This window comes from Salmonella sp. JXY0409-18 (assembly GCF_020268625.1).
Taxonomy (GTDB): Bacteria; Pseudomonadota; Gammaproteobacteria; order Enterobacterales; family Enterobacteriaceae; genus Salmonella; species Salmonella enterica.
The window spans coordinates 2,056,803-2,080,178 of the sequence record NZ_CP084216.1 but is presented as its reverse complement, the minus strand read 5'-3'; the positions used below and the strand labels follow the sequence as shown (position 1 = coordinate 2,080,178).

At 50.1% G+C, this 23,376-nt stretch carries 22 protein-coding genes, 2 tRNA genes and 3 other RNA genes; 14 read left to right on the top strand and 13 right to left on the bottom strand.

Annotation, left to right across the window (positions count from 1 at the left end; all coding sequences use genetic code 11):
• Nucleotides 1–75 precede the first annotated feature (75 nt).
• Nucleotides 76–477 (top strand): acyl-CoA thioester hydrolase YciA, encoded by a 402-nt coding sequence (gene yciA, locus LDB27_RS09975; protein ID WP_000210317.1) that lies wholly within the window; start codon nt 76–78, stop codon nt 475–477.
• A gap of 69 nt (nt 478–546) precedes the next feature.
• Here the strand turns inward: yciA and tonB are convergent, their stop codons facing one another.
• The gene (tonB, locus tag LDB27_RS09970; protein ID WP_001530767.1) at nt 547–1,275 is read right to left on the bottom strand and encodes a TonB system transport protein TonB; all 729 of its coding nucleotides are present in this window, start codon (nt 1,273–1,275) and stop codon (nt 547–549) included.
• 222 nt (nt 1,276–1,497) lie between these two features.
• Between tonB and LDB27_RS09965 the strand changes: the two genes are divergently transcribed.
• Nucleotides 1,498–1,794, top strand: a complete 297-nt coding sequence (locus tag LDB27_RS09965; protein WP_000967605.1) for a YciI family protein — start codon at nt 1,498–1,500, stop codon at nt 1,792–1,794.
• 43 nt (nt 1,795–1,837) lie between these two features.
• Here the strand turns inward: LDB27_RS09965 and LDB27_RS09960 are convergent, their stop codons facing one another.
• The gene (locus tag LDB27_RS09960; RefSeq protein ID WP_001531561.1) at nt 1,838–2,011 is read right to left on the bottom strand and encodes a YciY family protein; all 174 of its coding nucleotides are present in this window, start codon (nt 2,009–2,011) and stop codon (nt 1,838–1,840) included.
• 142 nt (nt 2,012–2,153) lie between these two features.
• Here LDB27_RS09960 and cls point away from each other — a divergent pair, with 142 nt between their 5' ends.
• Both cls and LDB27_RS09950 read left to right on the top strand, forming a co-directional pair.
• Entirely contained in the window at nt 2,154–3,614 is a 1,461-nt protein-coding gene (gene cls, locus LDB27_RS09955) for a cardiolipin synthase (protein WP_000206886.1), read from the top strand.
• Between the two features lie 33 nt (nt 3,615–3,647).
• Nucleotides 3,648–3,977, top strand: coding sequence for an HI1450 family dsDNA-mimic protein (locus LDB27_RS09950; RefSeq protein WP_000425070.1), 330 nt, complete (start codon nt 3,648–3,650; stop codon nt 3,975–3,977).
• A 47-nt stretch (nt 3,978–4,024) separates the two neighbouring features.
• Here the strand turns inward: LDB27_RS09950 and LDB27_RS09945 are convergent, their stop codons facing one another.
• The 7 genes from LDB27_RS09945 to LDB27_RS09915 form a co-directional block, all read right to left on the bottom strand.
• Nucleotides 4,025–4,861 carry an ion transporter gene (locus LDB27_RS09945; RefSeq protein WP_000059073.1) on the bottom strand — a complete coding sequence of 279 codons (837 nt, stop codon included), beginning with the start codon at nt 4,859–4,861 and terminating at the stop codon, nt 4,025–4,027.
• Nucleotides 4,862–4,908: 47 nt separating this feature from the next.
• Nucleotides 4,909–5,913 carry a murein tripeptide/oligopeptide ABC transporter ATP-binding protein OppF gene (gene oppF / locus LDB27_RS09940; protein WP_000994697.1) on the bottom strand — a complete coding sequence of 335 codons (1,005 nt, stop codon included), beginning with the start codon at nt 5,911–5,913 and terminating at the stop codon, nt 4,909–4,911.
• On the bottom strand, nt 5,910–6,917 hold the full coding sequence (locus tag LDB27_RS09935; RefSeq protein ID WP_000058857.1) for an ABC transporter ATP-binding protein: 1,008 nt from the start codon (nt 6,915–6,917) through the stop codon (nt 5,910–5,912). The genes oppF and LDB27_RS09935 overlap by 4 nt, the downstream gene beginning before the upstream one ends.
• 11 nt (nt 6,918–6,928) lie before the next feature.
• Nucleotides 6,929–7,837: an oligopeptide ABC transporter permease OppC gene (oppC, locus tag LDB27_RS09930; protein ID WP_000979653.1), complete on the bottom strand. Its 909-nt coding sequence runs from the start codon at nt 7,835–7,837 to the stop codon at nt 6,929–6,931.
• A gap of 14 nt (nt 7,838–7,851) precedes the next feature.
• Nucleotides 7,852–8,772 (bottom strand): oligopeptide ABC transporter permease OppB, encoded by a 921-nt coding sequence (gene oppB / locus LDB27_RS09925; RefSeq protein WP_000911101.1) that lies wholly within the window; start codon nt 8,770–8,772, stop codon nt 7,852–7,854.
• 122 nt (nt 8,773–8,894) lie between these two features.
• Nucleotides 8,895–10,526: an oligopeptide ABC transporter substrate-binding protein OppA gene (gene oppA / locus LDB27_RS09920; RefSeq protein ID WP_001530765.1), complete on the bottom strand. Its 1,632-nt coding sequence runs from the start codon at nt 10,524–10,526 to the stop codon at nt 8,895–8,897.
• Between the two features lie 764 nt (nt 10,527–11,290).
• Nucleotides 11,291–11,938: a YchE family NAAT transporter gene (locus LDB27_RS09915; RefSeq protein ID WP_000615840.1), complete on the bottom strand. Its 648-nt coding sequence runs from the start codon at nt 11,936–11,938 to the stop codon at nt 11,291–11,293.
• A gap of 476 nt (nt 11,939–12,414) precedes the next feature.
• On the opposite strand from LDB27_RS09915, the gene adhE reads away from it, so the two are divergent.
• Nucleotides 12,415–15,093: a bifunctional acetaldehyde-CoA/alcohol dehydrogenase gene (gene adhE, locus LDB27_RS09910; RefSeq protein ID WP_000301678.1), complete on the top strand. Its 2,679-nt coding sequence runs from the start codon at nt 12,415–12,417 to the stop codon at nt 15,091–15,093.
• A 194-nt stretch (nt 15,094–15,287) separates the two neighbouring features.
• On the opposite strand, the gene tdk is transcribed toward adhE, so the two are convergent.
• Complete coding sequence (gene tdk / locus LDB27_RS09905) at nt 15,288–15,905, bottom strand: thymidine kinase (protein ID WP_000068097.1); 618 nt, start codon at nt 15,903–15,905, stop codon at nt 15,288–15,290.
• A 662-nt stretch (nt 15,906–16,567) separates the two neighbouring features.
• Here tdk and hns point away from each other — a divergent pair.
• The gene (gene hns, locus LDB27_RS09900; RefSeq protein WP_001287383.1) at nt 16,568–16,981 is read left to right on the top strand and encodes a histone-like nucleoid-structuring protein H-NS; all 414 of its coding nucleotides are present in this window, start codon (nt 16,568–16,570) and stop codon (nt 16,979–16,981) included.
• A 131-nt stretch (nt 16,982–17,112) separates the two neighbouring features.
• Here the strand turns inward: hns and galU are convergent, their stop codons facing one another.
• The 3 genes from galU to rssA form a co-directional block, all read right to left on the bottom strand.
• A complete protein-coding gene (gene galU, locus LDB27_RS09895; protein ID WP_000729450.1) occupies nt 17,113–18,021 on the bottom strand; it encodes a UTP--glucose-1-phosphate uridylyltransferase GalU in 909 nt (302 codons plus the stop codon).
• A gap of 202 nt (nt 18,022–18,223) precedes the next feature.
• On the bottom strand, nt 18,224–19,237 hold the full coding sequence (gene rssB, locus LDB27_RS09890; protein ID WP_000193432.1) for a two-component system response regulator RssB: 1,014 nt from the start codon (nt 19,235–19,237) through the stop codon (nt 18,224–18,226).
• Between the two features lie 90 nt (nt 19,238–19,327).
• Nucleotides 19,328–20,233, bottom strand: coding sequence for a patatin-like phospholipase RssA (gene rssA / locus LDB27_RS09885; protein WP_001230575.1), 906 nt, complete (start codon nt 20,231–20,233; stop codon nt 19,328–19,330).
• A gap of 110 nt (nt 20,234–20,343) precedes the next feature.
• Here rssA and LDB27_RS09880 point away from each other — a divergent pair, with 110 nt between their 5' ends.
• The 8 genes from LDB27_RS09880 (at nt 20,344) to LDB27_RS09845 (ending at nt 23,255) form a co-directional block, all read left to right on the top strand.
• Nucleotides 20,344–20,802: a YchJ family protein gene (locus tag LDB27_RS09880; RefSeq protein ID WP_023257667.1), complete on the top strand. Its 459-nt coding sequence runs from the start codon at nt 20,344–20,346 to the stop codon at nt 20,800–20,802.
• A gap of 50 nt (nt 20,803–20,852) precedes the next feature.
• On the top strand, nt 20,853–21,695 hold the full coding sequence (gene purU / locus LDB27_RS09875) for a formyltetrahydrofolate deformylase (RefSeq protein ID WP_001191156.1): 843 nt from the start codon (nt 20,853–20,855) through the stop codon (nt 21,693–21,695).
• Nucleotides 21,696–21,853: 158 nt separating this feature from the next.
• Nucleotides 21,854–21,938, top strand: a tRNA-Tyr gene (locus LDB27_RS09870).
• A gap of 44 nt (nt 21,939–21,982) precedes the next feature.
• Nucleotides 21,983–22,114, top strand: a non-coding RNA gene (locus LDB27_RS09865) — RtT sRNA.
• A 34-nt stretch (nt 22,115–22,148) separates the two neighbouring features.
• A tRNA-Tyr gene (locus tag LDB27_RS09860) sits at nt 22,149–22,233 on the top strand.
• Nucleotides 22,234–22,277: 44 nt separating this feature from the next.
• A non-coding RNA gene (locus LDB27_RS09855) (RtT sRNA) lies at nt 22,278–22,409 on the top strand.
• Between the two features lie 44 nt (nt 22,410–22,453).
• Nucleotides 22,454–22,584: non-coding RNA, RtT sRNA (locus LDB27_RS09850), on the top strand.
• 116 nt (nt 22,585–22,700) lie between these two features.
• Entirely contained in the window at nt 22,701–23,255 is a 555-nt protein-coding gene (locus LDB27_RS09845; protein ID WP_001088482.1) for an AAA family ATPase, read from the top strand.
• The last annotated feature ends 121 nt before the right edge of the window (nt 23,256–23,376 follow it).

Genomic DNA, 23,376 nt, shown 5'->3' with positions numbered 1-23,376 from the left:
TTTATTCCCACTATTCTCCACACAAAATTCATAGTAGCATCGCGGCTGTAATTTTTTCTGATAGTCGGTTTTACAATGACAACAATGGATAATACTCCTCAGGGCGAGCTGGTTTTACGTACATTGGCCATGCCTGCCGATACCAATGCGAACGGCGATATTTTTGGCGGCTGGCTGATGTCGCAAATGGATATTGGCGGCGCGATACTGGCCAAAGAGATCGCGCACGGTCGGGTTGTAACCGTACGCGTGGAAGGAATGACATTTCTGCGCCCCGTCGCGGTTGGCGATGTCGTATGCTGCTACGCGCGCTGCGTTAAACGCGGCACGACGTCTATTAGCATCAATATTGAAGTCTGGGTGAAAAAAGTCGCGTCAGAACCGATTGGACAGCGCTACAAGGCCACCGAGGCGCTGTTTATTTATGTTGCCGTCGATCCGGACGGTAAACCCCGCCCGCTCCCGGTTCAGGGTTAAGTATGCCCGTCAGGTAACATACTTACGCCGCCAGCAGGTGATGGTATATTCCTACTGGCGGCGCCAGAGTTACTCAATCTGCGCCGTACCGTTCAGACGGAAAATAATATTGACCACCAGCCCGGAACCCGGCTTGCCTGCTTCATAGCGCCATTTTCGCATCGCATTCTTAACTTCACGCTCAAACATATTGGCTGGCTGCGCGGATAGAATCTGTACATTTTCCACTCGCCCAGCAGAGGTCACGTCAAACTTCACCTTTACGCGGCCTTCAATACGTAACGCCTGTGCTCGCGCCGGATACTGCGGCTGGTTACGGCTCAGAGCGCGAGGCCCAGTGGGCACGCTCACCGCCGGCTTGCTGGTCGCCGACGCGGTGCTGCTTGTTGGCCGCGCCGGGGCGCTATTTTCAAACGGTGAGGCAGGACGCGGCTCGGCCGGTTTGACTTCGCGCTTCGGCTGCTCTTCAACCTTTTTCACCGGTTCCGGTTTCGGTTTTGGCTTGGGTTTTGGCTTAGGTTTGGGTTTCTCAATCACCACGGGCGCTTCTTTAGGCGGTTCAGGGATCGGCTCTGGCTCCGGTTCGGGTTCAACCACTGGCTCCGGCGGCGGCTGAACCGCCTGGGGCGGCTCCAGGTCAGCGGGTGAAACCATTGTCACCGTGATAGGCTGCGCTGGCGCAGGCAATTCAATAACCTGATGTACCGAGGTATAGAGCAAACCTGCCACTACAGCACCATGAATGCCTACGGAAAGGAGTGTCGGCCAGGGAAAGCGACGAGGTAAATCAAGGGTCATTGAAGTCATAATCGTTTCAGTTGAAAAACCAGAGCTGAATTTTAAATGCAAATAGCAATCATATTCAATAAGGCATTGCCGATAGCGGCATTTAAAAGATGATATCGCACAAAACACCACACAAAATGTGCATGTTTAACAAAGTCGGTATCTTTACATTGCAGTTAAATGCCCTTTCCAATAACGTAATCAGCAACTTTTACCGATTAAGGAGCTCTACCCGTGCTGTATGTTATTTACGCTCAGGATAATGCCAACTCGCTTGAAAAACGCCTCTCGGTACGGCCCGCGCATCTGGCGCGCCTGCAACTTCTGCATGATGAAGGGCGATTATTAACTGCCGGGCCGATGCCCGCAGTGGACAGTAACGATCCTGGGGTAGCCGGATTTACCGGGTCAACGGTGATTGCTGAATTTGAATCTTTAGAAGCGGCGCAATCCTGGGCTGATGCGGACCCCTACGTCGCAGCGGGCGTCTATGCGCAGGTTTCGGTCAAACCATATAAGAAGATCTTTTGAAAAGGATGGCCTGTTGGGCACCGCATACGGTGCCCTTTCTGGCTCACACACCGTGAATCGCAAAGAGTAATGAATTACGCTGACGATTAAAGATGCATTTCCTGATGGTATGGATACGCATATTACGGCGTGATTGCCCTTCAAGCCAACGCGCTTTACGGCGGCTCGCCTGACGTAGCATTCGCCAGCGCCCCACTTCCGTTCTACTACGCTTCATGTTTACGACTCTCACTGTAACAGAAGCGCCATTATACCCCCTCGCCGGATGCAGACCAGCGCTTTTCCCGTGTTTTTATTTGCCATGTGAATCCTGACGCGTAAACTCTTAACAACACGCTTTCTAAAGGATTTTTAAAGTTATGACAACCTTCTACACCGTGGTGAGTTGGCTGGTCATTTTGGGATACTGGGTTCTCATTGCCGGCGTCACATTACGTATTCTAATGAAACGGCGCGCAGTTCCCTCCGCAATGGCCTGGTTATTAATCATCTATATCCTTCCGCTGGTCGGGATCATCGCCTATTTGTCCGTGGGCGAATTGCATTTAGGCAAACGTCGCGCCGAGCGTGCCCGTGCCATGTGGCCGTCTACCGCCAAATGGTTGAATGACCTCAAAGCCTGCAAACACATTTTCGCGCAAGAAAACAGTAGCGTCGCATCGTCCTTGTTTAAGCTGTGCGAACGACGTCAGGGGATTGCGGGCGTCAAAGGCAACCAGTTGCAATTGCTTACCGACTCCGATGATGTCATGCAGGCGCTTATTCGCGATATCCAACTGGCGCGGCATAATATCGAAATGGTATTTTACATCTGGCAGCCAGGCGGCATGGCGGATCAGGTCGCTGAATCGTTAATGGCCGCCGCCCGCCGCGGCATCCACTGCCGGCTTATGCTGGATTCCGCGGGTAGCGTCGCTTTCTTCCGCAGCCCCTGGGCGGCCATGATGCGTAACGCTGGCATTGAAGTCGTAGAGGCGCTGAAGGTGAATCTGATGCGCGTCTTTTTACGCCGTATGGATCTTCGCCAGCACCGTAAAATGGTGATGATTGACAATTACATCGCCTATACCGGCAGTATGAATATGGTGGACCCGCGTTTTTTCAAACAGGATGCCGGCGTTGGGCAATGGGTCGATTTAATGGCGCGGATGGAGGGCCCCGTGGCGACAGCAATGGGGATTGTTTACTCCTGCGATTGGGAAATTGAGACGGGTAAACGCATTCTGCCTCCCCCGCCGGATGTGAATATTATGCCGTTTGAGCAGGCCAGCGGGCATACCATTCATACCATTGCTTCCGGTCCTGGTTTTCCGGAGGATCTCATTCACCAGGCACTATTAACCGCCACCTATGCTGCGCGCGAATATTTAATTATGACCACGCCATATTTCGTCCCCAGCGACGATCTGCTGCACGCCATTTGTACCGCTGCGCAGCGCGGCGTGGATGTCAGTATTATCCTGCCGCGTAAAAATGATTCACTGCTCGTCGGCTGGGCCAGTCGCGCCTTTTTCAGCGAGTTACTGGCGGCGGGCGTGAAAATCTATCAGTTCGAAGGCGGGCTGTTGCATACCAAAAGCGTGCTGGTCGATGGCGAACTGAGCCTGGTCGGTACCGTGAATCTCGACATGCGTAGCCTGTGGCTTAATTTCGAGATTACGCTGGTCATTGATGATACGGGTTTCGGCGCCGATCTGGCTGCGGTACAGGACGATTATATTTCGCGCTCCCGCCTGTTAGATGCGCGTTTGTGGGTAAAACGTCCGTTATGGCAGCGTATTACCGAGCGATTGTTTTACTTCTTTAGTCCATTGCTGTAAAACGTGACCAACATGAGTAAACAGGTAGTCACTATGGAAATGGATCTGAACAATCGCCTGACTGAAGACGAAACGCTTGAGCAGGCTTACGATATTTTTCTTGAGCTGGCGGCGGATAATCTTGATCCGGCTGATATCATTCTGTTCAATTTGCAATTCGAGGAGCGCGGTGGCGCGGAGTTGTTTGATCCCGCTGAAGACTGGCAAGAGCACGTCGATTTTGACCTGAATCCAGACTTTTTTGCCGAGGTGGTGATTGGCCTGGCGGATACCGAAGACGGCGAAATTAACGACATTTTCGCCCGCGTTCTGCTGTGCCGGGAAAAGGACCACAAGCTGTGCCATATTCTCTGGCGCGAATAAGCGGTTCAGGCCGGATGGCGTTTGATTGCGCCCTCCGGCAAGCCTGTTTAATCCGGTAGCTTACTGCCGCATCGGTTACAATATTGCGCGCTATGTTCATGCTGGCTTTGCTGGCACTGCGGACATTTTCGCTGCCAGTGACGTTTTTGAAACGCGCTGCTCATGTGCGTGGTAATCAGTCCTGTAGGAATCGCAATCACCGAATAACCAATCAAAATAAGCACCGACGCGACAATACGTCCCAGCGGCGTATGCGGCGTAATATCACCGTACCCCACGGTTGTGACTGTCACTATCGCCCAATACACCGAGGCATTAAGCGTCGTGAAGCCATATTTCGGTCCTTCAATAAGATACATCAGGGCACCGAAAATAATCATCACGATCGCAATAAATGAATAGAACAGAATAAGCTGATGACGCGCGCTAATAATGGCGCTCCAGAATACGCGCAGAGATGGCATAAAGCGTAGCAGTTTAAGAATACGCAGCACGCGAATCGCTCGCATAGCACGCCAGGCAAACATATAGTTCAGGCTAATTTCCGGCCACAGCCACATGACGTACAGCGGCAAAATCGTCACCAGATCAATAAATCCCCAAAAACTAAAAACGTATTTTGTCGGGTCGGGCCAGCTAAACAGTCTGAGCAAGTATTCACCGGTAAATATCAGGGTAACGCAGAGCTCCAGCCAGACAAAAATATGCCATTCATCAAATGTCAGGTGATATTCCGTTCCTACGCCTGATTCAACAAAAATGACCAGTACGCTAAGCAGCGCAAACAGCGCGCATAACCCTTCAAAACGGCGACCTGAGCGCGTAGTCAAATCGAACAGATTATGATAAAGACGACGGCGAACCGACGACAAAGAAAGTGACACGGTAACCTCACCTAAAAGAAGGGCTGACGAATTGTCAGCCCTTGCGATTATAACGGGTCTACTTTAAGGCAGGAAACGGCATGGCGAAAACTCCCTTCCAGCACCGGTCGCGTTAGCGCGCATTCTGGCCCGGCTAGCGGACAGCGTGTACGGAACACGCAGCCGGAAGGTGGGTTAATGGGCGAAGGTAATTCGCCCTCCAGCAATTGTATCTTCTTATTTCGCTCCAGATCGGGATCGGGAATCGGTACCGCCGACATCAGCGCTTTGGTATAAGGATGCAGTGGGTTATGGTACACCTCATCATAGGTGCCCAATTCTACCGCATGACCGAGATACATCACCAGGACACGATCGGATATGTGCTTTACGACCGCCAGATCGTGCGCAATAAAAATCAACGACAGCCCCATCTCTCGCTGTAACTGCTGGAGCAAATTCACCACCTGCGCCTGAATAGAAACGTCCAGCGCCGACACCGGCTCATCGCAAATAATAAGCTTAGGTTCCAGGATCAACGCCCGGGCGATACCGATGCGCTGGCACTGCCCCCCGGAAAATTCATGGGGATAACGGTTAATGAGATTCGGCAGCAGCCCCACTTTCAGCATCATGGCTTTCACGCGGTCACGCACGTCCTGGCGCGAAAGTTTAGGATGATAAGTGCGCAGCGGTTCAGCGATAATTTCGCCAATCGTCATTCGCGGGTTGAGTGACGCCAGCGGGTCCTGGAAAATCATCTGGATATCGCTGCGCACCTCGCGCCACTCATCCGCTTTCATGCCCAGCAGATCTTTTCCCAGCCAGGCGACTTTACCGTCTGTCGCCTTCACCAGACCAATAATGGCGCGCGCAAACGTCGACTTGCCGCAGCCGGATTCCCCCACCACGCCCAGCGTTTCGCCTTCATACAGGCGTAGCGTAACGCCGTCCACCGCTTTCAGGGTTTTCGGCGGTTGCCAGAACCACTGCTTCCCTTCTTTGATATCAAAATGTACTTTCAGATCGGCGATTTCGAGGAGAACTTTACGTTGTTCAATCACAGCATTCATAGCAGTTCCTCCACCGGTTTAAAACAGGCGCGCAAGCGACCAGGACTGAACGCTTCAAGTGGCGGCGCATTATTGCAGATCTCCATCGCATGAGGACAACGCGGCTGGAACGGACACCCTTTAGGCAAACGCAATAAATTGGGAGGATTGCCCGGAATCGTCAGCATTTCCGCCCCCTCGCTATCCAGACGCGGCACCGCATTAAGCAGGCCTATCGAATACGGATGAACGGGCTGATAAAAGACATCGCGCGCCTTACCGTATTCCATGGTACGCCCGGCATACATTACCAGGACCTTATCGCAAATACCCGCGACCACACCCAGATCGTGGGTAATCATGATAATGGCGGTATTAAATTCGCGCTTTAGCTCATTAAGCAAGGTCATAATCTGCGCCTGCACGGTAACATCAAGCGCGGTGGTAGGCTCATCGGCAATAAGCAGTTTCGGCCTGCACAACAGCGCCATCGCAATCATCACACGTTGACGCATTCCGCCGGAAAATTCGTGCGGGTACATTTTCATCCGTTTGCGCGCTTCCGGCATTTTTACGGCATCCAGCATTCTGACGGACTCTTCAAAAGCTTCCGCTTTGCTCATCCCTTTATGCAGCATCAGGACTTCCATTAACTGCTCCCCAACGCGCATATAAGGATTTAGCGAGGTCATCGGGTCCTGAAAAATCATCGAAATCTGTTCTGCGCGCAGCGTATTCAGTTCGCGCTCAGGTAGATTAAGAATTTCACGTCCGTTAAAGGTCGCGGAACCGCCGATTCGACCATTCGTCGCCAGCAGTCCCATTAATGCGAACGCCGTTTGCGATTTCCCCGATCCAGACTCGCCAACAATGCCTAACGTTTCTCCAGCGCGAAGCGTAAAGTTCAGATCGTTGACCGCCGTCACATCGCCATCAGGCGTAGCGAACGTAACACGAAGATCATTTACCTCCAGCAGTACATTCGCCGGTTGCGGCGCCTGAGTTGCGGTTTCTGATAAGCTCATGGCTGTACTCCTTAACGATCTTTCGGGTCGAGGGCATCACGCAGGCCATCGCCAATAAAGTTAAAACAGAATAACGTCACCACGAGAAAGCCAGCCGGAAACAGCAGCAGCCACGGTGAGACTTCCATTGAATTTGCGCCATCGCTCAACAACGCTCCCCAACTGCTTAACGGTTCCTGCGTCCCAAGCCCCAGGAAACTGAGGAAAGACTCAAACAGAATCATGCTGGGCACCAGCAACGATGCATACACTACCACTACGCCCAGGACGTTAGGCACAATATGGCGGATCACAATGCTGGCGGTCGACACACCACCCACCTGCGCGGCTTCGATGAACTCTTTACGTTTAAGACTTAGGGTTTGGCCACGCACGATACGCGCCATATCAAGCCAGGAGACCATGCCGATGGCGACGAAAATCAACAGAATGTTCTGCCCAAAAAACGTCACCAGCAAAATCACAAAGAACATAAACGGGAACGAGTTGAGGATCTCCAACAACCGCATCATCACAGAATCAATTTTGCCGCCCAGATAGCCGGACAGCGAGCCATACAGCGTTCCGACAATGACCGCCACCAGCGCGGCGGCAATCCCGACCATCAATGAGATACGCCCGCCGATGGCAACGCGCACCAACAGATCGCGCCCGGAAGAGTCAGTACCGAAATAGTGGCCGGACGCCATATCCGGCGCGCTGGACATCATGCCCCAGTCGGTATCGAAATAGGTAAATTGCGACAGCATAGGCGCCACTGTCACGAATAGGGCTATCAGAAACAGGACAATAAGACTGGCCACCGCCGCACGGTTATGCATAAAGCGCCGACGGGCATCTTGCCAAAGGCTGCGGCCTTCCACCTCCAGCTTTTCACTGAAATTTTCCAGCGTCTCGCTGTTTTTCTTACTTAACATCATCGCGAGCTCCAGTATCAATAGCGAATTTTCGGGTCGATAACGGCATAGAGCACATCGACAATGGCGTTAAACAATATGGTCAGAGCCCCGACTAAAATGGTCAAACTTAACACCAGCGAGTAATCGCGGTTGAGCGCGCCATTAACGAAAAGCTGCCCAATGCCCGGTAAGCCATAAATCGTTTCAATCACCATTGAGCCGGTAATAATGCCGACAAAGGCTGGCCCCATATAGGATAAAACCGGCAGCAGCGCAGGTTTTAACGCATGGCGGAAGATGATTCTGCGCATCGGTAATCCTTTTGCCCGCGCGGTACGAATAAAGTTCGAATGCAGAACTTCAATCATTGAGCCGCGCGTAATACGAGCGATGCTGGCAATATAGGCCAGTGAAAGCGCGACCATCGGCAGGATCATAAATTTTAACGCCCCGCCGTTCCAGCCGCCGCCAGGCAGCCATTGCAAGGTTATCGCAAAGACCATCACCAGTAGCGGCGCTACCACAAAACTGGGGATAACGACGCCGGTCATGGCAAATCCCATCACCGTATAATCCCATCGCGTATTTTGCTTTAGCGCGGCAATCACGCCAGCGCTGACACCAATAATGACCGCCAGTAAAAAAGCGGCGGCGCCAAGTTTCGCCGAAACGGGGAAGCTGGCGGCAACCAGATCGTTGACCGTGTAATCTTTGTATTTAAACGATGGTCCAAAATCGCCATGCGCCAGCTGCCTCAGGTAGCTGAAGTACTGCGTCATGATAGGATCGTTCAGATGATATTTTGCTTCAATATTGGCCAGCACTTCCGGCGGCAATGCGCGCTCGCCGGTAAAAGGACTCCCCGGCGCGAGGCGCATCATAAAGAAAGAGATGGTAATAAGAATAAACAGCGTCGGAATCGCTTCCAGACAGCGGCGTAAAATAAATTTCAACATTGCCCGTACCTTCTGGCCTGTGCCTTTACTTCCCGGACGTGACAAACAGATCCGCCAGGGAACGTTATAGTGCGATGAAAAAAGACACCATGGGACAACCGCAGTTGTCCCATGTCTTGCCATTAATGTTTGATAATATATAAGTTTTTCACATAAATATTATCCAGCGGGTCTTTACCGGTATACCCGCCCACCCAGGGTTTCACCAGGCGCGCGTTAACGTAGTAATACACCGGCACAATAGCCGAGTCTTTATCTAACTGCTGCTCCGCTTTAGCGTAGAGTTCGCTGCGCTGCGTATCGTCCGCCACTTTCAGCGTGTCGGCAATCAGCTTATCAAACGCCGGGCTCTTATAATGCGCGGTGTTATTTGAACTGTCGGACAACATGGTATTCAGGAACGAGGTCGGTTCATTATAATCTGCGCACCACCCGGCTCTGGCGACATCAAAGGTGCCCTGATGACGGGTATCCAGGAAGGTTTTCCATTCCTGATTCTCCAGATTCACATTGACACCCAGATTTTTCTTCCAGATAGACGCCACGGCAATGGCCAGTTTTTTATGCAGATCGGAGGTGTTATACAGCAGGTCGAATGTTAAGGGCTTATCCGCCGTAAAGCCGGCTTCAGCCAACAATTTCTTCGCTTCTTCATTACGCTTTTGCTGGGACCATTTGAACCACTCAGGCTCTACCAGTTTTGCGCCATCGGTATACGGCGGCGTGTAGCTATAAGCGGGTAAATCGCCCTGATTTTTAACCTTATTAACAATAATGTCGCGATCTAACGCCAGTTTCAGCGCGGTACGCACGCGGACATCGTTAAACGGCGCTTTTTGATTATTAATTTCGTAATAATAGGTACACAAATAAGGGTCTACGCGGACTTCATTCGGGATCTCTTTCTTCAGTTTCTGGAATAATTCGATCGGCATATTGTTATAAGTCATATCGATCTCGCCGCTGCGGTAGCGGTTCACATCCGTCACCTCCGAAGAGATAGGCAAATAAGTTACCTGATTGATGACGGTTTTGGCGTTATCCCAGTATTGCGGGTTACGCTCCAGCACGATACGTTCGTTCACCACCCAGTTTTTTAACTTATAAGCGCCGTTAGTGACAATATTGGCCGGTTGCGTCCATTTATCGCCAAATTTTTCGACCGCTGATTTCGGTACAGGAGACACTGAAGGGTGGACCAACAATTTGTAGAAATAAGGCACCGGCTCACTTAAGGTCACTTCAAAGGTCTGATCATCAAGCGCTTTTACCCCCAGATCGGTGGCGGGTTTTTTACCGGCGATAATGTCATCGATATTAGCGATATGACCGTATTGCAGATAGCTGGCGTACGGCGATGCCGTATTAGGATCGGCCAGGCGTTGCCAGCTATAAACGAAATCATGGGCGGTGACAGGCGTACCATCTGACCATTTCGCATTTTCACGTAGATGGAATGTCCAGACTTTAAAATCTTTATTTTCCCATTTTTCCGCGACGCCCGGTGAAGGATGCCCCTCGACATCACTAATTAATAAGCCTTCAAAGAGGTCACGGCTGACGTTCGATTCCGGCACGCCTTCAATTTTATGCGGGTCGAGAGACTGCACTTCTGATCCATTATTACGTACCAACGTTTGCTTGTCGGCTAACTGAACGCCGGCGGGCACGTCTGCCGCAGTCGCGGCGCTGGCGGCGATGAGCGCAGTGAGTATTCCCGCTGCAATCAAACTTTTTTTCGTGATGTTAGACATTGTGTTTGTACTCCACTCATTATAATTACTGGTTTTTACCAGCCTGTTTAATCCCGTCAGGGTTCCTGTACAGCACTGGTGGTGTACTGCCAGGTCTGTCACTGCTTTTGCTATCACCGACTTTATTTATTCTGACGATTCGTTCGATCGCCTTTCGTCGATTCGGTATACGACGTACCTGCCCACGTCGCACGTTATTTCTGACAACCATGTAAATGAAAATAGTTATCAACAATGTGAAATCTTCTGCAAAATGTTTGGCCGAAAAGTATCAAATGCGTTTCTGAACCGCCAATTCATTTTACAATTTTGTTAACCAATTCTCTTTTATGGAAAATTTCCTGCCCAGAAAAACAGTTAAAGAATGTTAAAAAGATTTAATTTATTATTTATAATCAATAACTTGAAAGAAAATCATCTCACTGCCATATCGTAGATCATGCCTTCGCCAGAAAACACACACAAATTTAACAAATGCTCATTATTTAGCACATTCATCTACGATGGAGCTGAAACAACTAATAACATTTCAATAATCCTTCATCAAGCCCCAGAGTATGGTGTGAATAAAATAACAGACCTACCGCTTCTCACGGACTCAGTAATGTTCATAATAGTTTGATTAATAAAAATAAATAGCGTTAGATTATATTAGTATTTTTTATCATTAAAACGCTGAATGCTTATCAAAGTAAGAAGTGTTACGTGGGAATGTCACAAGGCGGCCCCCTTAGGGCACCGCCTGTAAATCAACAGGTGGGAGTTTAGTTGAGCAAGCCGGGGAAAATGCCTTTTATTCCTGTGACAATAAATTCGATGCCGAGCGCCATTAACAACAACCCCATGATTCGGGTAATAACGTTGATACCGGTTTGCCCCAGCAAACGAACCAGCCACGGCGCCATACGGAACACGCCCCAGCAGCAAAGCGCAAAAAGCGCAATGGCAACTGAAAAACCAAGCAAATGCGCGATACTGTGATAACGCGTCCCCCAGACGATAGTGGAGCTAATCGCCCCTGGCCCCGCCATTAACGGCAGCGCTAACGGCACAACGCCAATGCTCTCGCGTATGGCCGTCTCTGACTTTTCTTGCTTGTTTTGTTTATCTTCCCCCAGCTTCCCGCTGATCATCGACATTGCAATGGTGACAACCAGGATACCGCCCGCAATTCTGAACGAATCAATAGAAATACCAAACAGCTGCAGGATGCCATCGCCGAGGAATAAGGAACTCCACAAGATAATCGCGACCGACAGATTCGCGGTGAGGTTAGTTTTATTACGCGCCGTGGCCGTCTGGTAGCTGGTCATGCTGATGAAAACGGGGATAATCCCCACCGGGTTAACCAGCGCAAAGAGCCCGATAAAGAACTTAAAGTAAACAGGAAAATCAAAAAGCGGTTGAATCACGGTTAGCTCCGAAGCGTTAGCCGGATGAAGTCAATGTTCGTTAATGATCAAAACGCGCAGAAGATACGCCTTTTATTCGCATAGTTCACCTCTTATCTACACCTAATTTCATCCATTCATCGCTGTTATTTATATGTACTCGTTATGCTAATCCACTTACTCTTCATGACAACGATTTCTTAACAATTTACATAAAAGGCTAAAATGGCCTGCTGAAAGGTGTCAGCTTTGCGTAATCTTGATTTAGATCACACAATCGCTACTCAGAAGTGAGTAATCTTGCTTACGCCATCTGGACGTAACGCGTTAGAGTTAAATGATACTAACGCAGAAGCTCTTTTAGTAAATCAGAGCGAAACGGACGTTAAGTAACCACCTGAATTTCAGGCATTTATACAAAGTATCGTCGATCTGTCTATACTCACGTATCGCGCAGATGATTTACTAAAAAAGTTTAACATTATCAGGAGAGCATTATGGCTGTTACTAATGTCGCTGAACTTAACGCACTCGTAGAGCGTGTAAAAAAAGCCCAGCGTGAATATGCCAGTTTCACTCAAGAACAGGTCGACAAAATCTTCCGCGCCGCCGCTCTGGCAGCCGCTGATGCCCGCATTCCGCTGGCCAAAATGGCCGTCGCCGAATCCGGTATGGGTATCGTGGAAGACAAAGTGATTAAAAACCACTTCGCTTCTGAATATATTTACAACGCTTATAAAGATGAAAAAACCTGCGGCGTGCTGTCTGAAGACGACACCTTCGGGACCATCACCATTGCTGAACCTATCGGCATTATTTGCGGTATCGTTCCAACCACTAACCCGACCTCTACCGCGATCTTCAAATCGCTGATTAGCCTGAAGACCCGTAACGCCATCATCTTTTCTCCGCATCCGCGCGCTAAAGAAGCAACCAACAAAGCGGCAGACATCGTTCTGCAAGCGGCTATCGCTGCCGGCGCGCCGAAAGATCTGATTGGCTGGATCGATCAACCTTCCGTAGAACTGTCTAATGCGCTGATGCACCACCCGGATATTAACCTGATCCTTGCGACGGGCGGTCCAGGCATGGTTAAAGCAGCATACAGCTCCGGTAAACCTGCTATCGGCGTAGGCGCAGGCAACACCCCGGTTGTCATTGATGAAACCGCTGATATCAAACGCGCTGTGGCGTCTGTTCTGATGTCTAAAACCTTCGATAACGGCGTAATCTGTGCTTCTGAACAGTCTGTTGTCGTTGTTGATTCCGTCTATGATGCCGTTCGCGAACGTTTCGCCAGCCACGGCGGCTACATGCTGCAGGGCCAGGAGCTGAAAGCGGTTCAAAACGTTATCCTGAAAAATGGCGCTCTGAACGCCGCTATCGTTGGTCAGCCAGCCTACAAAATCGCTGAACTGGCAGGCTTCTCCGTACCAGAAACCACCAAGATTCTGATCGGTGAAGTTACGGTCGTTGATGAAAGCGAACCGTTCGCACACGAAAAACTGTCTCCGACTCTGGCGATGTATCGTGCGAAAGATTTCGAAGAAGCGGTAGAAAAAGCAGAAAAACTGGTCGCTATGGGCGGTATCGGTCACACCTCCTGCCTGTACACTGACCAGGATAACCAGCCAGAACGCGTTGCTTACTTCGGTCAGATGATGAAAACTGCGCGTATCCTGATCAACACCCCGGCCTCTCAGGGTGGTATAGGTGATCTGTACAACTTCAAACTCGCACCTTCCCTGACGTTGGGTTGTGGTTCCTGGGGTGGTAACTCCATCTCTGAAAACGTTGGTCCGAAACACCTGATCAACAAGAAAACCGTTGCTAAGCGAGCTGAAAACATGTTGTGGCACAAACTTCCGAAATCTATCTACTTCCGCCGTGGCTCTCTGCCCATCGCGCTGGATGAAGTGATTACTGATGGCCACAAACGTGCGCTCATCGTGACTGACCGCTTCCTGTTCAACAACGGCTACGCAGACCAGATCACCTCTGTGCTGAAAGCGGCTGGCGTTGAAACCGAAGTCTTCTTCGAAGTTGAAGCCGACCCGACGCTTTCCGTTGTTCGCAAAGGCGCTGAGCTGGCTAACTCCTTCAAACCAGACGTGATCATCGCGCTGGGCGGCGGTTCCCCGATGGACGCCGCGAAAATCATGTGGGTCATGTACGAACACCCGGAAACTCACTTCGAAGAACTGGCGCTGCGCTTTATGGACATCCGTAAACGTATCTACAAGTTCCCGAAAATGGGCGTGAAAGCGAAAATGATCGCCGTCACCACCACTTCCGGTACCGGTTCTGAAGTCACACCGTTTGCGGTTGTGACCGACGATGCAACTGGTCAGAAATATCCGCTGGCTGACTATGCCCTGACCCCGGATATGGCGATTGTCGACGCCAACCTGGTGATGGATATGCCGAAGTCCCTGTGTGCGTTCGGTGGTCTGGATGCGGTAACTCACGCCCTGGAAGCTTACGTTTCCGTACTGGCTTCTGAGTTCTCTGACGGTCAGGCTCTGCAGGCTCTGAAACTGCTGAAAGAAAACCTGCCGGCGTCTTACCACGAAGGGTCTAAAAACCCGGTTGCGCGTGAACGTGTTCACAGTGCAGCGACTATCGCCGGTATCGCGTTTGCCAACGCCTTCCTCGGTGTATGTCACTCCATGGCGCACAAACTGGGCTCTCAGTTCCACATTCCGCACGGTCTGGCGAACGCCCTGCTGATTTGTAACGTTATCCGCTACAACGCGAATGACAACCCGACCAAGCAGACCGCTTTCAGCCAGTACGATCGTCCGCAGGCACGCCGCCGTTACGCTGAAATTGCTGACCACCTGGGCCTGAGCGCGCCGGGCGACCGTACCGCCGCTAAGATTGAAAAACTGCTGGCATGGCTGGAAAGCATTAAAGCTGAGCTGGGTATTCCTAAGTCTATCCGTGAAGCAGGCGTACAGGAAGCTGACTTCCTGGCACACGTTGACAAACTGTCTGAAGATGCCTTTGATGACCAGTGCACCGGCGCTAACCCGCGTTATCCGCTGATCTCCGAACTGAAACAGATTCTGCTGGATACCTACTACGGTCGTGATTTCACCGAAGGTGAAGTTGCAGCGAAGAAAGACGTCGTTGCAGCACCGAAAGCAGAGAAGAAAGCGAAAAAATCCGCTTAATTCGTTATCTGCTTTAGCATGACAATAACGGCCTCAATTGAGGCCGTTTTTTGTTTTACCGGTTTATCTGATGCCTGAAGGCGCTATGCTTATCATCTGGCCTACGCACTCACGGCACGCCCTTCGTCAGGAGGCCTGAATAATGACGTCCAAAGCGCTACAGGGCGTTTTATAAGCCATCGCTACCTCGGGTATCATATGTGCCGATGACGCTCCTGAATCGCCGTCAGTGAGCCCTCCTCCAGCGCGTCCTTATAATGCTTACGGCAAACTGAAACGTAGCGTTCATTCCCGCCAATAACCACCTGTTCGCCTTCGTTATAAGGCCTGCCGTCCTGATCAAGTCGCAGAACCATACTGGCTTTACGACCGCAGAAACAGATAGTTTTTAATTCCACCAGCTTATCTGACCATGCCAGCAAGTATTGGCTGCCGACAAAGAGTTCCCCACGAAAGTCTGTTCGTAGCCCATAGCAGAGTACTGGAATATCTAATTTGTCGACAACCTCGGATAATTGATAAACCTGCTGGCGAGTCAAAAACTGGCTTTCGTCGACTAACACGCAATGTATTGTCTGCCGCGCGCTCTCGGCACGAATCTCTTCAAACAAGGATGTATTTTGGTTAAACAATTTTGCCGGCGACGACAAACCGATACGAGAGCTGACTTTGCCTGCGCCGAAACGATCGTCGATTTCCGCCGTATATACGACGGTACGCATCCCGCGTTCCTGATAATTGTATGAAGATTGCAGCAGTGCAGTCGACTTACCCGCATTCATTGCCGAATAGTAGAAATATAGCTGTGCCATTGGTCGCAGGACCTCACCTGAGTGAAATAAAGATTGGCGGGATTGTACCATAATTTACCGACGCGACGGCGCGGCTCGCGCTCCGGTGAGTATTAAGAATTGTACAAACATCGCTCACTATACCCAAAATAATTCGAGTTGCTTAAAGGCGGCAAGGGAGTGAGTCCCCAGGAGCATAGATAACTATGTGACTGGGGTGAGCGAGCGTAGCCAACACATAAGCAACTTGAAGTATGAAGGGTATATACACATTCCTTCACAAATTATGCCGTTAAAATTCATCAACAATGCTTATCATCACCCGCCAATATGAAAACCTTGTACTTATTGTTACCGTTACTCATACCCGGTGCAAAGTAATAGGGTTTTCTTGTAAGGAAAGCTAATACAAGAGATTGATATCTCTGCAATGAGATCGTATTTCATCATGATAAAATGTGACCTGACTCCTAAATTTTTAGCGACAGACGATGAGTATCCCCCCTGCCAATAAGCTCTTTTTTGTGCGTCGCCTCAAGGAAAATTTAAGTTGAGATAATTAAAACGTGTGCTTAATAAAGCGTAATTTTGAATTCCTTACATTCCTGGCTATTGCACAACTGAATTTATCGCTCTATTATTAGCTCAACAAACCACCCCAATATAAGTTTGAGATTACTACAATGAGCGAAGCACTTAAAATTCTGAACAACATCCGTACTCTTCGTGCGCAGGCAAGAGAATGTACTCTGGAAACGCTTGAAGAAATGCTGGAAAAATTAGAAGTTGTCGTTAATGAGCGTCGTGAAGAAGAAAGCGCTGCTGCTGCTGAAGTGGAAGAACGCACTCGTAAGCTGCAACAGTACCGTGAAATGTTAATTGCCGACGGCATTGACCCGAATGAACTGCTGAATAGCATGGCTGCCGCTAAATCCGGCACCAAAGCTAAACGCGCAGCTCGTCCGGCTAAATATAGCTATGTTGACGAAAACGGTGAAACTAAAACCTGGACTGGCCAGGGTCGTACACCGGCTGTAATCAAAAAAGCAATGGAAGAACAAGGTAAGCAACTGGAAGATTTCCTGATCAAGGAATAATTTACTTCCTGGATGCTTAAAATCCCGCCACTGGCGGGATTTTTTTTGCCTGAGTTCTCCGCTGACGACCCCGGGCATAAAAAAAGCGCCGGATTTACCAGCGCTTCTGTTAAAAAATTTATAACGTATCGTTACTTCTTAATACCCATTTCTTCTTCAAGCCAGGCTTTAAATTCAGCACCCAGCGAATTATGACGGATGCCATATTCAACGAATGCCTGCATATATCCTAACTTATTACCACAGTCATGGCTTTTACCCTTCATGTGGTAGGCTTCAACCGTTTCTTTTTCGATCAGCATATCGATAGCATCGGTCAACTGAATTTCATCCCCGGCGCCCGGAGGGGTTTTCGCCAGCAACGCCCAGATATCCGCGCTCAACACATAACGCCCAACAATCGCAAGGTTAGACGGCGCGACATCCGCTTTTGGTTTTTCAACCACGCCAACCATCGGCACACTTTCGCCCGGCGCCAGCTCGACGCCTTTGCAATCTACCACGCCGTATGCAGTCACATCTTCTACCGGCTCAACCATAATCTGGCTATTGCCGGTTTCGTCGAAACGGCGGATCATTTCAGCCAGGTTATCCTGAGACAGGTCGGACTCATATTCGTCAAGAATAACGTCTGGCAGAATAACAGCGACAGGTTCGTTTCCGACAACGGGATGCGCGCACAATACGGCATGGCCCAGGCCTTTTGCCAGCCCTTGACGTACCTGCATAATAGTGACATGCGGAGGGCAAATAGACTGGACCTCTTCCAGAAGCTGACGCTTAACGCGTTTTTCCAGCATCGCTTCCAGCTCAAAACTGGTATCAAAGTGGTTTTCAATAGAGTTTTTAGACGAGTGCGTCACAAGCACGATTTCAGTAATGCCAGCAGCGATACATTCGTTCACGACGTACTGAATTAATGGCTTATCAACCAGCGGCAGCATCTCTTTCGGGATAGCTTTGGTCGCTGGCAGCATCCTGGTTCCCAATCCCGCGACCGGGATAACGGCTTTTTTGACTTTCGAATTAAGGGCAGCCATTTAAAATTCTCCTGGACTGTTCATGTATTGAACGTGTTCATTAATCTGTATCGTGTTCCAGTATATCAGTACCAGAACAAGCCTCAGGTCCAAAAAGGACTTATATTGGTATAATTAAGACAAATACTTATAAATCTGCCGCAGATAGTAACACTCGTCGGGAAAGGCAGGTAAAGCAATTTCCGCTCACTCTTCCGTTTGGTCATTCCGCAGACAACATCAATCGCAGACGCCCTCCTGCGCCCCATATTTGACACTGCCATGAGTCGCAACGCTGGCTTAATTGGTTAAGGTAGGCGTTACCCAATGTTCCTAGCGGCACGCCGCTGCTAATTTGAACCTGATGAGCGCCCGTATTTAAGGTGGCGTTCAATCCGGCGGAGACGAGAATCAAATTTTTGAGCTCACTGTGATAGTAGCCGACAAATAGCGGGAATTGCCCAGGTAAATTGGCTTGTCTGAGCAGATGATTTACCTGTTTTAATAGCGCGCCTAACTCCGGTAAACGGTGCTTTTGTTGGCCGAGCTGATCCTGCAATAAGCCGTTAAATAGCGCTCGCAGCAACAATGCGGCTAACACGCCGTTATCGCCCGCCCGGGTGACATCCAGGCAATAAAATGCCAGTTCGTTATCAGATAGCGGCGCAATATCCAGCACCAGTCCAGGCTGATCGGCGGAGACGAGCTGCCGGTAATTAATGCGGCAATGAGAAATCACCTGCTGTACCGGGGGCTGCAATTCCTGCAACAATTGCGCTGCGGCGGTCGGATTACTCACCATTGCATCCCAGTCACGAAACAGGCGTTCTTCTTCTTCAACCCGCGAGTTAAACATATTAGGGTATAAGCAAGCGAATACGGTTTCCCGCAAGCGGTTGAGATCTTTTACCGGCTTCAGCAAGACATCTTCAACCCCAAGGCGTAACGCTTTGGCGATATCCGCCATATTTTCTGTTGCGGAAATAACCAGAATAGGCGTCTGGTCTCCGCGATTACGTAAGTTTTCTACCAGTTTGAGACCGTTCATTCTCGGCATAGCGATATCACATATCATGAGATCAGGGGTAAAACGCCCCATCAACTCCAGGGCATCCACCCCGTCGCCTGCCAATGCCGTTGTCGCTCCCAAAGAGGAAAACCACGAATCCAGAAGCGAGCGAAATACAGGCTCGTCTTCAACAATAAGAATCTGTTTTCCGACCAATGGCTGCGTCATGTTCTCTCCCCTGACTGGCTTTAATCAATAGTGGCATGGTATTGCCGCTTGCGCCTGTCAGAATTTGCTTAAGTGATCGTAAAAGGTACATTAAACGTCGGTACGCACCAAGGGTATAAGTTCGTCCATCTTTTTCTCTACGGCTAACTGACCCGCCGCAATAGCGGCATGGGCGCGATGAAAATCCAGCGTAGAGATTTGCGGACAGAATGGTTGAATGAGAATATCAGGCGGATCGCCAGCCATACGGTTACGTTTAAGACGATTTTCCAACACCTGAATGGAGGTTGTCATGATTTCCATTGCCCCAGGCGAACTCACGCCACGGCGTGAAGTCAGGCTACTGAAACGTTCTTTTAAACGCTTATGCCAGGGCAGCGCATCATCGCTCTCTTCATTGATATTCCCGACATTTACAGAGAGCAAATCTTGCTGCATGAGGTGGGCATCATGTTGCAGATCTACCGCAATAACGATATCAGCCCCTAGCGCCCTGGTTAACGAAACAGGTACCGGATTAACGACTGCGCCATCTACCAGCCAGTAACCGTTATGTTCAACCGGAGACATCAGCCCTGGCATACTGCACGACGCGCGTACGGCAAGGTGTAGATCGCCTTCAGTAAACCATAGCTCTCGTCCCGTGCTAAGATTCGTCGCGACCGCGCCAAAACGTCTTGAACAGTGGTCAAAATCCGTGACGGGCATAATATCCCGATAGTGATTAAATACACGTTCGCCGCGAAGCAACCCTCCTCTGCCCCAGGATACATCCATCAGGCGTAAAACATCCCAGTAGCGGAATGAACATACCCACTGTTCAAGCGCCGATAATTTATTACAGGCATACGCGGCGCCGACCAGTGAACCTATTGAGCATCCCGCAACGATATCAATATCAATGCCTGTTTGCTTGAGGGCTTTGATGACCCCAATATGAGACCATCCTCTCGCTGCGCCAGATCCCAGCGCCAGCCCTATTTTCATTTTTCTCATCGTACTTAACGACTTCCCCTGGCTTCAAGACGTAGCAACATCGCCACTGCTCAGTTAACATAATGCCACCCTGGCGTTCAACGCCGTTTTTTATATTCAGGGAGATTATTGTGTCTCAGCCTTGTCCCTGTGGTAGCGCTGACGAGTATAGCCTATGTTGTGGTCGTATTGTGTCCGGAGAACGAGTAGCACCCGATCCGTCACATCTCATGCGCTCTCGTTACTGCGCTTTTGTGATGAAAGACGCAGATTACTTAATTAAGAGCTGGCATCCAACCTGCAATGCGGCCGCGTTTCGTGATGATATCATCGCCGGATTTGCCAATACCAGGTGGCTCGGCCTGACTATTTTTGAACATACCTGGTCAGACGCAGAAAATACAGGGTATGTTAGTTTTATCGCGCGCTTTTCCGAACAAGGGAAAACCGGGGCGATTATCGAACGCTCTCGTTTTATCAAAGAAAACGGTCAGTGGTATTATATTGACGGTACCCGCCCGCAGTTGGGTCGAAATGATCCCTGCCCGTGCGGTTCAGGCAAAAAATTTAAAAAGTGCTGCGGCCAGTGATGCCTGACAGTATCGATACAACAAACACTCTCAACAGGATTTTTCCGGCAATGCAATCACTACAACGTAAAGTTCTGCGTACTATTTGTCCCGATCAAAAAGGCCTTATCGCGCGGATTACCAACATTTGCTATAAGCACGAGCTTAATATTGTGCAAAACAATGAATTTGTGGACCATCGCACCGGACGCTTTTTTATGCGGACCGAGCTGGAAGGCATCTTCAATGATTCCACTCTTCTGGCCGATCTGGACAGCGCCTTACCGGAAGGCTCTGTTCGTGAACTCAATCCCGCCGGACGCCGTCGGGTAGTGATTCTGGTTACCAAAGAGGCGCATTGTCTGGGCGACCTGCTGATGAAAGCCAACTATGGCGGGCTGGATGTTGAAATCGCTGCGGTCATTGGCAACCATGAAACGTTACGCTCGCTGGTTGAACGTTTTGAGATTCCTTTCGAACTGGTCAGCCATGAGGGATTAACGCGTGAAGAGCATGACACGAAGATGGCGGACGCCATTGATGCTCATCAACCGGACTATGTGGTGCTGGCCAAGTATATGCGTGTTTTGACGCCAGGTTTTGTGGCGCGCTTTCCGAACAAAATTATCAATATCCACCACTCATTCCTGCCGGCATTTATCGGCGCGCGCCCTTATCATCAGGCCTATGAGCGCGGCGTGAAAATCATCGGCGCTACCGCGCACTATGTGAATGATAATCTGGATGAAGGCCCAATCATTATGCAAGACGTGATTCACGTCGATCACACTTACACCGCAGAAGATATGATGCGTGCCGGGCGCGACGTTGAGAAAAACGTATTAAGCCGCGCGCTGTATCAGGTTCTGGCACAGCGAGTCTTTGTTTACGGCAATCGGACGATTATTCTTTAATCGTCAGTAATATGAATTGATTAGCTTTAATCCGTTACGGATGAAAAGTACGCAAACAGTTCATTTCAGGCAAAGGAATGCTTTACAGCGGCGTGTCATTTGATATGATGCGCCCCGCTTCCCGAAAGGAAGCAGGCCAGTATTAAGCATTACCCCGTGGTGGGGTTCCCGAGCGGCCAAAGGGAGCAGACTGTAAATCTGCCGTCATCGACTTCGAAGGTTCGAATCCTTCCCCCACCACCATTATTCACTACAGCGATGTAGTTAACTTGATGAGCAATGCAGAAGTTTGCACTTGTCGGGGAAGGGTGAGAACCTTCGATTAAGGTTCGACTTGAGCGAAAGCGAGAGAACGTTGTCAACGGCAACGGCCCGTAGGGTGAGGAGCGAAGCGACGAATAATCCTTCCCCCACCACCATCTTCAAGCTTTACCTACAATTTGAATTACCCCTGGTGGGGTTCCCGAGCGGCCAAAGGGAGCAGACTGTAAATCTGCCGTCATCGACTTCGAAGGTTCGAATCCTTCCCCCACCACCATCACTCTCGTCGCGTATCTTATCCCCGTTAAGCACAGTGCCTCATATCTCTCCGTACGGGGAAGGATGAGAAGCTTCGACTAAGGTTCGATTCGAGCGAAAGCGAGAAAGCGTTGCCAACGGCAACGACCCGAAGGGCGAAGCGCGCAGCGCTGAGTAATCCTTCCCCCACCACCATCACTCTCGTCGCGTATCTTATCCCCGTTAGGCACAGTGCCTCATATCTCTCCGTACGGGGAAGGATGAGAAGCTTCGACTAAGGTTCGATTCGAGCGCAGCGAGAAAGCGTTGCCGTAGGCAACGACCCGAAGGGCGAAGCGCGCAGCGCTGAGTAATCCTTCCCCCGTCATCCGCTGCTGAACACATCTATTCCAAATCACGTCATTCACATCCGAAAACCGCTGCCTTCAGATCTTTTTCAACACCTACCCCCAATTTCCTCACTACAAATGCATAAAGGCTATTGCTATGAATTCACGCATTATCATTACTGGCGGGCCCAGCGCGGGTAAAACTACGCTGATTACGGCTCTGGAAAAAAGTGGTTTCCACTGTCAGCCCGAATCCGGGCGTGCTGTTATCAAACAACAAATGGACATAAACGGCGATGCGCTGCCGTGGCGTTCTCCGGCGCGATTTGCAGAAGCCATGCAGGCAATGGATATTAATGCCTGGTATCAGGCCGAACAGTCCGATCGTCCCCTCTTCTACGACCGTGCGCTGCCGGATATTGCAGGCTATCTCACACTGGTGGGCGAACCAATACCCAACCGATTACATCGTGCTATTAACCAATTTCGCTATGCCACTGACGTTATTATTCTCCCGCCATGGAAAGCGATATATAAGCAGGATAACGAACGAACACAATCGTGGGAGGAAGCGGTACGGACATATGAGGCAATGAGAGAAATATATCCACGTTATGGTTATCGGCTCCACTTGTTGATGCCTGCATCAATTCAGGAGCGCGTAAATCGGCTTCTGGGGCTTATTAACGTCATATTACCCAGCCGAAAATAAGGCACCGAGCAGTTCAACGTGTGCTTATCCCCGCTCACGCAGGGAAAAATGGGCAAGAAGTGCGAAAAAACGGGCAGGAAGTCAGCCTCCATGCCCGTGCTATTTTTTTCTGCTATATTGC